At 34.1% G+C, this 12,115-nt stretch carries 17 protein-coding genes; 2 read left to right on the forward strand and 15 right to left on the reverse strand.

Translation table 11 applies throughout. The annotated features are described in order from the left end of the window. Positions 1-52: 52 nt before the first annotated feature. The 4 genes from MHH88_RS14640 to MHH88_RS14655 form a co-directional block, all read right to left on the reverse strand. Positions 53-622: a TetR/AcrR family transcriptional regulator gene (locus MHH88_RS14640; RefSeq protein ID WP_339258962.1), complete on the reverse strand. Its 570-nt coding sequence runs from the start codon at positions 620-622 to the stop codon at positions 53-55. Positions 623-843: 221 nt separating this feature from the next. Then, complete coding sequence (locus tag MHH88_RS14645) at positions 844-1,269, reverse strand: GatB/YqeY domain-containing protein (RefSeq protein ID WP_069513469.1); 426 nt, start codon at positions 1,267-1,269, stop codon at positions 844-846. A 65-nt stretch (positions 1,270-1,334) separates the two neighbouring features. Next, the gene (locus tag MHH88_RS14650) at positions 1,335-1,760 is read right to left on the reverse strand and encodes a hypothetical protein (RefSeq protein WP_339258965.1); all 426 of its coding nucleotides are present in this window, start codon (positions 1,758-1,760) and stop codon (positions 1,335-1,337) included. A gap of 147 nt (positions 1,761-1,907) precedes the next feature. Beyond that, the gene (locus MHH88_RS14655) at positions 1,908-2,969 is read right to left on the reverse strand and encodes a DUF1835 domain-containing protein (protein WP_339258967.1); all 1,062 of its coding nucleotides are present in this window, start codon (positions 2,967-2,969) and stop codon (positions 1,908-1,910) included. 262 nt (positions 2,970-3,231) lie between these two features. Here MHH88_RS14655 and MHH88_RS14660 point away from each other — a divergent pair, with 262 nt between their 5' ends. Further along, on the forward strand, positions 3,232-4,227 hold the full coding sequence (locus tag MHH88_RS14660; protein WP_103976194.1) for a cysteine synthase family protein: 996 nt from the start codon (positions 3,232-3,234) through the stop codon (positions 4,225-4,227). 22 nt (positions 4,228-4,249) lie between these two features. Here MHH88_RS14660 and MHH88_RS14665 read toward each other — a convergent pair whose 3' ends face one another. The 11 genes from MHH88_RS14665 to MHH88_RS14715 all read right to left on the reverse strand — a co-directional run bounded on the left by MHH88_RS14665 (position 4,250) and on the right by MHH88_RS14715 (position 11,092). After that, positions 4,250-4,945 (reverse strand): VOC family protein, encoded by a 696-nt coding sequence (locus tag MHH88_RS14665; protein ID WP_339263088.1) that lies wholly within the window; start codon positions 4,943-4,945, stop codon positions 4,250-4,252. 114 nt (positions 4,946-5,059) lie between these two features. Then, positions 5,060-5,398: a cupin domain-containing protein gene (locus tag MHH88_RS14670; RefSeq protein WP_339258969.1), complete on the reverse strand. Its 339-nt coding sequence runs from the start codon at positions 5,396-5,398 to the stop codon at positions 5,060-5,062. 75 nt (positions 5,399-5,473) lie between these two features. Then, on the reverse strand, positions 5,474-5,677 hold the full coding sequence (locus tag MHH88_RS14675) for a hypothetical protein (protein WP_069513459.1): 204 nt from the start codon (positions 5,675-5,677) through the stop codon (positions 5,474-5,476). Between the two features lie 12 nt (positions 5,678-5,689). Continuing rightward, entirely contained in the window at positions 5,690-6,178 is a 489-nt protein-coding gene (locus MHH88_RS14680) for a tetratricopeptide repeat protein (protein WP_339258972.1), read from the reverse strand. A gap of 60 nt (positions 6,179-6,238) precedes the next feature. Continuing rightward, on the reverse strand, positions 6,239-6,892 hold the full coding sequence (locus MHH88_RS14685; protein WP_339258974.1) for an SMI1/KNR4 family protein: 654 nt from the start codon (positions 6,890-6,892) through the stop codon (positions 6,239-6,241). Positions 6,893-7,062: 170 nt separating this feature from the next. After that, complete coding sequence (locus MHH88_RS14690) at positions 7,063-7,230, reverse strand: hypothetical protein (RefSeq protein WP_339258976.1); 168 nt, start codon at positions 7,228-7,230, stop codon at positions 7,063-7,065. Between the two features lie 58 nt (positions 7,231-7,288). Beyond that, positions 7,289-7,465, reverse strand: a complete 177-nt coding sequence (locus MHH88_RS14695; RefSeq protein WP_176723238.1) for a hypothetical protein — start codon at positions 7,463-7,465, stop codon at positions 7,289-7,291. Between the two features lie 13 nt (positions 7,466-7,478). Beyond that, complete coding sequence (locus tag MHH88_RS14700) at positions 7,479-8,342, reverse strand: S8 family serine peptidase (protein ID WP_339258979.1); 864 nt, start codon at positions 8,340-8,342, stop codon at positions 7,479-7,481. Positions 8,343-8,417: 75 nt separating this feature from the next. Further along, a complete protein-coding gene (locus tag MHH88_RS14705; protein ID WP_339258981.1) occupies positions 8,418-9,110 on the reverse strand; it encodes a hypothetical protein in 693 nt (230 codons plus the stop codon). A gap of 541 nt (positions 9,111-9,651) precedes the next feature. Continuing rightward, positions 9,652-10,287, reverse strand: a complete 636-nt coding sequence (locus tag MHH88_RS14710) for a DUF2306 domain-containing protein (protein ID WP_339258983.1) — start codon at positions 10,285-10,287, stop codon at positions 9,652-9,654. Between the two features lie 271 nt (positions 10,288-10,558). Next, a complete protein-coding gene (locus MHH88_RS14715) occupies positions 10,559-11,092 on the reverse strand; it encodes a DUF6143 family protein (RefSeq protein ID WP_069513449.1) in 534 nt (177 codons plus the stop codon). 228 nt (positions 11,093-11,320) lie between these two features. Here MHH88_RS14715 and MHH88_RS14720 point away from each other — a divergent pair, with 228 nt between their 5' ends. Next, a complete protein-coding gene (locus MHH88_RS14720) occupies positions 11,321-11,944 on the forward strand; it encodes a hypothetical protein (RefSeq protein WP_339258985.1) in 624 nt (207 codons plus the stop codon). Positions 11,945-12,115 lie beyond the last annotated feature (171 nt).

Genomic DNA, 12,115 nt, shown 5'->3' on the forward strand with positions numbered 1-12,115 from the left:
TAAATGTTAAAAGGAAACTCTAGATTCACCTTCGCATCTAGAGCAACTTAATTTATGCTAATGCTTTAACGAGAAATTTAGCATGAACATCTACCGCCTCTTGCGCTTCATCATAGTTCATCACATAATGGTGATAATGTGAAACAAAACCGTGTAATGCAAGAAATGTTGAATGAATATCCGAAATTAACAATGTTTTTGCTGATAAAGCTTGAACCGATTGCGCAAATTTTTCATAGCAAAGATTAGCAGCCTCTTGCGATAATCCATCAATATGAAGATCTTTCGTCATAAACATCAATTCATATTGGCTTGGATGGTTTAATCCAAATTTCATAAAGCCAACAAAGACATCGTAAAGTTTGTTTTGATGCTCTCCAGTTCCATTTACAATGTCATCTAACATTTGATTTAATTCAGTAAAATACTCACCTATAATGCAATAAAATAATTCCGCTTTATTTTGAAAATGATAGTAAATTGCTCCATGACTACATCCAAGTTCTTTCGCGATACTACGCATGGAAACTTGATGAAAACCCTTTTCAATAAACTGTTTATGGGCTTCGTCAACAATCATCTTGAGTGTCAATTCTTGTGCTGATGGTTTACGTGGCGACATGGAATCCTCCTTTAACTGACCAGTGGTTAATTAATAGTATAAAATGTTTTCATTTATTTGGCAAACCTTAATTTTAATACAAATCATTTTACAGTTCCTCTTCTAAACGTTGTATTAAACAAAACCTCTATTTTCTGACAGTGATTAAATGGTGAAATTTTGCACCGAGAATAATCAAAGGATAGCCAACACTACTACGTCAGCTATCCTTCAATTTTATATTAAATTAAACTTTTTACTACTTTAGATATTATGGCTCCTTCTGCTTGACCAGATAATAATGGTTTTGCAATCTTCATCGCTTCGCCCATATTCATCCCTTTACTAACGCCTGCTGCTAGTAATTTTTCAGTAATTTCCTCTTCGCTTAATTGCTTAGGAAGGAAGGATTTTAATAACACTAATTTTGCTTCTTCTTTTTCAATTAAATCTGCACGGCCCGCATTTTGCGCGCCTTCTAATGCTTGATTCGTTTGCTTTACTTCACGATTAATGATTGCAATCTCCTCTGTTTGTGTTAGAGGTTCACCTTTTTCTTTCTCTGCTAAATCTAATGCTGATTTAACTAGGGTTAGCACACCTTTTGCTAAGACATCCTTTTCCTTCATTGCTGTTTTTAGTTGTTCAAATACTGCTGTTTTTAACATCCAACTCACTCCTCTATCATTGCTAATTGTCAATGATTATTGCACATTGTGACGACCAAAACAATTTATTTTGCTTTCTTTAACATTTCCACATCGGCCTTTGTTTCTAATATGTCAAGTGTTATCACGTTCATCTTTGCATCCACTTTATCTATTTTTGCACTAAGATTTTGTTCTACTGAATCTAGCCTTGTTTCAACCGATCCTAATCTTCTTTCTACTGAATCTAGCCTTGTTTCAACCGATCCTAATCTTTTTTCTACTGAATCTATTCTCGTTTCAACCAATCCTAATCTTTTTTCTATTGAATCTATTCTCGTTTCAACCGATCCTAATCTTTTTTCTATTGAATCTATTTTCGTTTCAACGGAATCTAGTCTTTTGTCTAGCGCTTTGATTTGTTGTTGAATCTCTGTTTTCACGCCCTGCACTTGTGTAGAAAGCTCCAAAATAGCTTGAAGAATTGCATTTTGATTGATTTCAGGATTCATAATCGACTTCCTTTCTTCAAATTTATCTATTCATTATTTATTCACTCGTTATGTTCACTGATAAATGTTGCTAATCAACTAGAGTTATTCAAACTCTACTACACTATTCTATCTATGCTTTTTAATGAAGTCAAAACATCAAAAATTTCAATTTGTCAAGAAGTCGTCTTGCAATTTCACTTCATAAAAGCGCATAGCCTTCAAATCTCCTCGGTACGAAAAAATGCCCTGCTTGATTAACGTTCGTAAACGATACTCAATCCATTCGTCTCCTGTAAATTGTTGCATATGTCCGTACACTTCACCTATTAAACGTGCCGCCTTTCTAAACGCTACGTTACCATCTTCTTGATACATCCGCTTAGCACATTCAATAATAAAATCATCATCTCGATTTTCATGTACGCTATGCAATAGCCCATTACATGTCCATGTTCGTAACAGATGAACTTCGTCTGCTAATAAGCTTTTACCTTCCTTAATTAAGGCTTCTCTTGCTTCATTCATTAGTTCACCCATGTCAAACTGTTCATAAAAATACAGGAGGTTTTCTTCATTCAATTCTCCTGAAGTTCGTGGATAATCCGCTATTTGTGTATGCATCTCTTTTTCATGAAAAGCCTTATACGTATCAATGACTCGCACTGTATTCACTTTGCCTTCTAGCATGGCTAGTACAAGTCTTAATCCTGTTTGTTCATGTGCATTTTGGCATGTCCAAATAACGATTTTTTGATGTGGTAAAATATTGTTTATTTTCTCGATAGCAGTTTGCATACATTGTCGATAATGATTACGTTCATCCTCGTCCATATTATATCGTTTGTGGAACCATCCAAGTCTCGCTTCTATTCCCGAAGCTTGATGTATATCTTTTACTGGCCCAATCGATAAATTATCTGGCCAAACAATAATATCCTCTGTCTTTTGATATTCTAACGTTCTAAATGCTGCTTTTAGACTTCCGGCTGGCGAATCACCAAAAACAATATGTATTGTCTGCGCTTTATCCATTTGTTCCTTATCTTCTGTCATATGTAGGAGTATTTGCTGCATGTCCTCACTCGACTTTCCATTTAATAGAGATATGAAAAGCATTGACTTTGCTTCCGCTTCACTTAGTTGATTGATTCTTTCTTTTAATCGATTCACATCTTCCAACATTCCATTCAAATCCTCTCCAACATTCATTTTTCTGGTTACTATCATAACAGCATTCCCCATTTCTCTTATCATAGCGCAATTCATGTTTTTTCTAAAATGTTCAACAACGCAAATAATTCATCTTACCCTCCACTTCTCTTTAAAACAACTAAAACTTTAAATTTAACTAAACTGATTACGTTTTTCTATTAATCGAACCATTCTTTCTATCAGAAAATGTATTGCTCATAAGGATTTATCATGCTAAGATGCCAATAATTCCTACAAAACTAATTTGTTAAGTAGGTAAAATAAAGGGGATGATGATATGGGTCAAATTATTGCCAATACCATAAAGCAGTCGATAACCGAGTTAGTAGGGCATACACCACTATTAGCGTTAAATCAGTACACGAAAGAACTACAACTTGAAGCGGAAATTATTGCAAAGCTAGAATATTTTAATCCTGCGAATAGTGTAAAAGATCGTATTGCTAAAGCGATGATTGAGGATGCTGAAGCACGTGGAGTTTTAACAAAGGACAAAACGATTATTGAAACAACAAGTGGGAATACTGGTATTGGGCTTGCGGCTATTGCAGCAGCAAAGGGCTATAAATTACGTATCTACATGCAAGATGGTGTAAGCGAAGAACGAACAAAGGTTGTGAAAGCATATGGAACCGAGGTTGTTCCATTTTCCGATGTACCAGAGATGGTAGCGGCATTTGAAGAAACAGATGGCGATTTTGTTGAAACCATTAAAGTATTTAGAGAAACTGTCGTTGATAAGGAAGACAATGTCGTCTTTCTAAATCAACTGGATAATGAAGCCAACCCTAACATTCACGAACGCACTACTGGGCCAGAAATTTGGGCGGACACAGCAGGGCAAATTGATATTTTTGTTGCAGCAATTGGTACAGGAGGCACCATTAGTGGTGTAGGGGCTTATTTAAAATCCAAAAATCCAGCCATACAAATTATAGGCGTAGAACCAGCTATTAATTCTATCGCTACAGTTGAACAGCCTGATATTATTGAAATTACAGGTGTACATCGCTTTTCAGATGCACAGGAAGCTCGCGTTCCGTCTAACGTTCATCTTGATCGGATTGATGAAGTGTTAGAAGTAGAAACAGAGGAGGCCTATAAAGCTGCTCGCACTGTAGCGCAAACAGATGGTGTTTTAGTAGGTACTTCCTCTGGTGCGGCTTTGTTTGTTGCAACAACTCTTGCTAAACGCCCCGAAAACAAAGGGAAACGTATAGTCGTACTCTTTCCAGATACAGGATTGCGCTATTTATCTACCGATTTATTTTAACGATAAAACGAAGGATAGCCTGTTATCTATCCTTCGTTTGTTCCGAAATCGCAAAATTGCCATTAGCTGTCATAGATATCACAATCTCTTTATTTACTTCTATTTGAATAGGACTGATTATCGCTTTTCGAGTAGAGAAATACCAAAGCCGTTCACTTGGACCAATTAATAGATAGGCTCCCTCTTCGTAATTTCCCATAAAAGTTAGCGCATCTAAGCGAATATCTTCCCCTTTTAATGGTGTTATATCATAATCCTTTAAACGCTCTACCACGTCTGCAATCGCATCTGTGGTTAAATTTATTTCTGCTATATCTTGTATATGTTCAATGGAAAATGTATCGGCATTAACGCTTGGATTGATATGCTGCCGTGCTATCAACTCTACTACATTGTTCTCGGCATCATAAAAATAGCATGAATAGGCATCGATTGTTTTAAAATACACTTCATCCTCATCGTCCAAACTTAATACGTCTACACGCTCTTTTGCCCATTTTTTCGCTAACTGAAATAAATTACTAGGGATATTGAAGGCGAAATGATATTGCTTTGCAACAGAAGCATCTAGTTTTTCGAATCGAACATTGCTCTCCCCAGCATTTATGTCAAAAAAATGGGTCCCCTCATCTAATAATTCAAATCCTAATAAGGTACAGTAAAATTCCTTCATTTTATGTAAATCATACGCGTAAAGTTTTATTTTAGTAATTCTCATCAATCCGTCATCCCCTTAGCTTTTGATATCATTTACTGTACTAAATAACAGATACATGTTCCTCATGCAAAAGAATGAAGATTTAGAAAATATACTTTAGGTTTCTATATAACCTTATATCGGAGTACGATCTCCTCTACTATTTGGCTGTGAAATAACTAAAAATTCCACATCCTCCTGTGAATCATTGCGCATTTGGTGCGGCTGAAATGATGGTACTTCAATTCCTTCATGGGGCAATAATATAATCCGTTCTTCGCCTATTTCCATTGTTGCTATACCTGATAGCACGAAAAAGAATTGTTGTGCTTGATGGTGGTAATGACAAACTTCCGTTGTATTGGCAGGCATTCGTTCATGAATAATACTTAATTCATTATTTTTAACTAAATGCCAGCCATCACATTGTTTGCCCCATATGTAATGCTCCGCATGTTCTTTACTGATTTTCAACTAAAACAACTCCCTGTTCAAATAGGCCAAATCCCCTTTTATAATCAGTAATACTGGTTTTCGTGAATTTGGACTCTATTGTACTTTTATTTTTTCAACAGTCGCAACATACATGGATTCTTTTTGTATTTTAATGTACTGATACTTGGTTTCCTTGCAGTACCCCTCACTCTTCAAATACTTTTTTAGTTGCGATTTTTTAACAAAAACGTTTTCTGCTTCCTCATATTCTTGGTCATCTGTTTTTTTGGTAATAACCATCATATAAAACTTCGTCACATTATTCCCCCTTTATTGCCATACTTTATCTAATTGATGTGCATAAAAATGAATCGCATTTTTATAACTAAGTATTTCAGCATCTCTTGTCGTATGTAGTAAGCATTCTAATAAAAGCTCCATCGCCTTACTATGCTCGTCTAGATTATATAAAGTCATGGCATAAAAGACTTGTAATGCTTTATTAGTCGGAAATAAGTCGATTCCTTTTAAAAACGTCGATTGTGCTTTTTTATACTGCCCTAACGTTCTATATGTACTACCAAGCCCTATAAATGCTCCTTCTAAATCTTTGCCAGATAGCCCTTGTTGAATTGCTTTCTCATAGTATGGTACCGCTTGTGACTCTTCTCCCAAAACATCAAAGCTCCAAGCACATTGATAGTTCACAAACGCATCATTCGGGTATTGTTCTACCATTTTTAACAACAAGTGATTTGATTCTTTCTTCTTTTCCTCATTTCGTAATTGGATTGCCCTTGCAAGTTGTTGTTCGTACAATGTTATTAGCTCCTTTTAAACAAAATGGCACTTTCCGTAAGCCCCGTCATGCATCCCAAATTAAATTGTTAATTTCATTAAACGTCTAAAGCGCTTTGCATGTTGACTGTCTGGTAAAAGACCACTTCGAGCATTCGATGTAAATGCTAGCCACTGCCAATCTTCACCACCAACAAATGCTAACCTAGACCATTTTTCTAGAAAATCAATAAAGTTATCCGCTAATTTATAGCCATGACCTTCTCCATCATCATGACTTAAATAAACAATAGAAGCATCAGCATTGTTATCAACGATATTAAATGCAATGTAATCTCCATTGCCGACCTCGTAAAAAGCAAATGTATGATGCCATACTTTATCGTAATCATGTTGTGGATCTGAAAAAACTTCCTTAATCCACGCGTTTTTATCATTATTTATCTCGTTCAATAATTCCAAATCCCAATGAAGCATTCCACTAAAGATTCCATCCAGTTCACCTTCTAGTTGGTAATCATCTGGAAAAACCCAACGGAAGTATAATGCTGATGAAAACTCCAGTAGCACTTTTTTAAAACTTTTAGGAATCTGGAAACCTAATTGGTTCTCACAGTGTGCAATTTGTTGTAGCGTCGCAGGGGCACCAATATCTACTGCTGATACTTCTCCACCAATCGCAACCATTCGCTCCACTATATTGTGAACTCTCTGCTCAAATATACGATAATCCATGGCAATCCCCTCCCTCCTACAACTAAAATGTGTTACTTTCTTATTCTTTTATCATAATACACATATGATATTTAGTCAGTTATATTTTTCCATTATTTCAGGATTCGTTGCACAATAAAAAATGACCAAGGTCACATCGTATGCTTACTTGGTCATCTTTTACCCGTATATTAACACGTTGTCTTTTTACACTTTTTAATTTGATAGACGACGCCAATAATTACATTTGCAACAAAAAGAAAATTAAATGGATTAAAAACTATCCACATTACATTGGCTTCTAAAGCAAGTTGTAATAGAATCCATAAAATCCAAATAACAATTTGACTTAATATCATTGGTATACTAAACCAATCTCTTATTTCCATATATCAACATCCTATTAATCTATTAAGTTCAAGACTCTCTTTTCGATTTTTTGTATTCTTTATAACTCAAATAAATAGAAATAATTATTAAAACAGCCATAAAAAAGTTAATAATAGATTTGGCATCTGAAGATATAGATAAATATGATGCACCACAGCTTATGACGGCTGCTATTATCGCTAAATAATATGGTCTTATTTCCATATAACTAGTCCCCTTACCAAGTACTGATTTTCTTCAATGCTTGTAAATACGTTAATTCTTCATTATTAATAGACTTTAATAACGATATAATCGTATCATCAGTCAACTCTACATTTTTCGAAAAGGCATAATCTTTTAATAGTGCAATATAGCCTGATATTAAGGCTGTTGCCTGCGATGTACCAGTAGTTTTAATTATAGTCCCATCGGAATGGATTGTTGATATCTCGTGACCAGGTGCGTTAATCGTTGTTTTTTGCGAACCGCTTGTTAAATCAAGTACATTTCCTGAAGTATCTATCGCCCCAACTGAAATAACTTCATCTAAAATTGCAGGATACATCAATTCAGTATTTCCATAATCTCCTGAGGAAGCTACTACTGTAACACCTTTATTTACTGCTAATTTTATCGTTTCCGTAATATCTGTATCTTCGAAATGGCTAGCCATACTTAAATTAATAATAGAAGCATCTTTTTGGATAGCCAATTCAATTGCATTCTTGATAATTGTTGGTGCAACTGAATCATCTCCATTCATCACTTTAATGACGATTATTTGTGCATCTGGACTTATACCTTCTAAAATGCCATCAATCCCTTTAATTATGGAGTACATCATAGTACCATGACCATTTGTATCTTCGATAGATTGATCAACTAAAGATTTTTCAAATTTTAGATTTTCACTGTATTGAGGATTTATACCACTATCAATTAGAGCAATTATTTGGGACCTACCTGTAGAAAGTTTATGAAGCTCTTTATAATCTAGCCAATCAAATTCCCAAGTTGTAGCATCTACACTATTATTTTCATAATTAGACGAAAATACGGTATAGATTGTCAAGGATAATCCAGCAAATATAAAAATCATCCAAATTAATTTAGTTAAAAATCTTTTCAATAAAAGCACCTACTTTATAGCTGTTTATTAATTTAATAAATACTATTATTGAGGCTCGATATTAAAAACTAAAACCCAGTATAAATCTGCTCTAATACCTCTATTTGTATTTCCATTATGATATTCTACTCGATTAGCTAATTGGTTAGTCCATAAAGCAGTAATACCATTAATAGTGGCAGGTATTACACCAAGTTTGCCAAAAACGACACTAGCAAGTGCCAGGCCCGTAGATACAGATGCAGCATCTCTTAAATCATAAACCCATTGCCTAGCTGCTGAAGTACTCATATAACGTCGTTTGCCCCACCAAAAAGTTTCATCGTAAGTAGATCCGCCCTGAATATAAAAATTGTTATCAGTAGAATCGATCATCGCACCATTATCTAAAACTTTCAGTTCACCTTTTTCAATCCGTAAATTTAAGTTATTGAAATGTGCTTCTAAATCTTCCATTAATGAAGCTTTAGTAATTATATTATTGCTACCTTGTTCTCTGGCAAATTCATTTAATAGATTAATATCTTGTTGATTCAAATTATGAACTATTTTATCTTCGTCTAAAATAGTTATGCCATAAGATGAAATCTCTAGATTTGCTTCTATAACAGATATGATATTTTCTAAACTCTCTTTATATTCTTTTTCATCTTCACCATTTGAATATGCCTTTGCATAAAAAGGTACTAGACCCAAAAATAATGTTAAAACTGTAAAAAATATAATTATTTTTTTCATTTTCATCTCTCCTTAAATTTTATTTTTAGTCGAAAAAAGATTTACCTGATTGATATGAAATTTATTTATTATCCAAAAGTGTATAAAAAAAACACCTCCCGAATATTTACATGTTATAGAACTTTTGTAACATCAAACTTAACTTTTATTTGATGTATTCTTTGTTTATCCAAAACATTACGATACCTCTAGTTAGTATAACTTCACCCTATTAATTAAATGTAAAACCTAAACTTTCAATTGTGATGTCAATTTGAAAAGTAATATTATATAATTTCAACATCGTATAGCTATAGCTAAACTATCCCCGAGTTAACAATAACTTATCATTGATAACGATTCTCATACAATAGTCAAATTACTTTATTTTTTTTAAAAATTTAGACATTTTTTTAATAATAATTTTAGTATTACATAAAAAATATCATCTTTCCGATGGCTTTTATTTTTCTTTTTTTAATTCTACCCTCCCAATTTGACAGCCTTTTTGATACGAATAGACAATAAAAACCACCCTAAATAGAGTGGCATTTATCCTAACCTATTTAACTATTGTGCTTCTTTCTTGAAGTGTCCGCCCAATAATCCACTGCGCAACTATAAGATTTGGCACCCAACATAACCACGAAATAATAGGATAACTAATCATAAAATTTTCGAATCCAAATAATGCAGTAAATAATGGTAGCCACATTCTTAAAGTTACCGCAGCAAAAGTTAATGAGTAATTGCGTATCATCCATTTTTGGTGTTCATAAACATTATGTTTTTTAATTTTCGTAACCGCTTGATAACCGGTAATGACCCAGAAAATAGCTAACATACTAAAACCAAGCTGTGACACAAATCCGCCTGTCGCATAAAACGCTAAATAAAGACCTGCAATACTGCCGAATAAAATGCCTATCATATAGACCTTCCCTGCTATACGATGACGCTTCCTATTTTTTTCTCTAAATTTTGAAGATAGTGTAAAGGGACCTATTACTAAAGCCACTACACTACATACAATATGGATATAAAGCAAGGTATACCAGTGCGAATCCAATGTATCAATAAACATCAGTTTCATCCGAACAAAGCCTGCCTGATGGGCATCCATTATTAAATATTGAACTATGGAGTATCCAGCTATTCCAATAGCTAAGCAACTAAACATTAACGTAAGTTTTTTCATTTTACAGTCCCCTAAAAATTGATTTATCAAAAAATGTCGTGCTACATTTCTTAATGTAACATGCCATTTTAGAAGATTTGTAATTTATACAGTAAGTGGTAAATAAAGCAGTATAAGAGGACTTATATTGTGAGTATCATTATTTAGCTATTGTGTAAAAAAAGTCTATTCATCAAATATAAAATAATGATATAAAGTTATCAATTAGCGTTGACGGCTAGTCTACTCGATTCGGATGTTCACAAGCGATTCTTCTTTTGCCCAGATGTATTTATTTCTTAATCTTTTTTTCAAACCATCCAAATGCCACTTCTGCCTCGATATATCCATCATTGGGTGAAACTAAAAAAATTACAAAGGATTCTCCTGATGGAAATATAAATTTTCCATCTTCATCACTTGCCAATGTACTTTGTGGAGGTACAATGCGTTTAAATGCATTTACGCCCTGTTTTGGAAATCCACTTACATGTTCAGCAAACTCAATTTTCACTTCTGGCTTTGGAAGTGGCGAAATGGCCTGATTTGCAGATGTTACGTTTTTAGAAATCATCGCATTTCCAGGAGCTATTGCATTAAACCAAATTTCAGCAACAAATGGTTGATTCGAGTGATTTGTAATGGTAAACGCATTTACATATAAATCTACATTTGAATAATGCGGATTACTCAAGCTTCCCCAGGCATTTTTCCCTTTCCCTAAACAAATCGGTTCTGTTTGACCAACAAAATATCGTCCTTGTATGGATTGATACAATGGATTAGGAATATTAACAGCCTTAATAAAACGGTCATGATTTGTCATCAATACACACCACTCCTTTTTACACTGTATGTAGAGAGAATAAAAATGTGTATTCGAAAATTAAACTAATGCAACCTAATTTATTTATCTAGTAACTATATTTCATAATTTTTCACTCGCAATATATAGGTGATAATTTATAAGAAACAAAATGAATAGCTATATTGTATGTAAACACAGCCTTTCCTTCTAACTTTTGAATAAGTTAGCGTAAGGAGGTTATCAAACTTGAGTGAGAATAAAACTAGAAATACGAACACTGAAATCAATCAATTTTATAAAGCTGTGGAAGATTTAAATGATGCAGCAGGTGCATTTTTCCGCATTCCTGTTTTTTTTAGCCATCAAAACCTTTTTACTATAGGATCAGCACAACCACCACTATCTGATGAACAACGATTTATTATTCGGATGTTTAACGAAATTAAACAGGTGCTTCTTTTCCCAAGAACCATTCCGAATACAGACCAATATCCCAATACTACAATAGAGAATGTCCGGACAATAGTAAACTCTAGTTATGGAACAGCTGCGGCTCTATTAAAACCAACTCGGCGAACGGATCAACTTGAACCTTATTCGCCTTTCTTACAAATAGAACCATCCATGTCTCTACAACGCGGACTTCCTTTACTGCTTGTAAAACAAAGTACAATCAAAGCAGGTGGTATCTGGGGAGATGCAGGTCCACTTGCCCCTTATACCCCATTAATATGGTTTTCTGAAACGACAACAGTAGATGAATTTTTTGATAGTATAGCTTGGAAAGAAGCATTACAAAACTGGGCAGGGCAAGTACGAAGTGGCTATTTTATTCAAACAAACCCTGAATATAAATACACATGTGATTAATAGCTATTTTGCTACCATGCATATGGCTACGATCCTTTTGCCATGACCATAATAATTAGATCGCGCCAAAAAGCCCAGTCTCAAAATTTTGAGAACTGGGCTTTTTTCCATCTTCACAATGACAGTTAATCAGTCAAATTTGCTCAATATGATGGTGGCTAGTTACTTTAA

Origin of the sequence: Lysinibacillus sp. FSL K6-3209, from assembly GCF_037976175.1 — a bacterium.
Taxonomy (GTDB): domain Bacteria; phylum Bacillota; class Bacilli; order Bacillales_A; family Planococcaceae; genus Lysinibacillus; species Lysinibacillus sphaericus_D.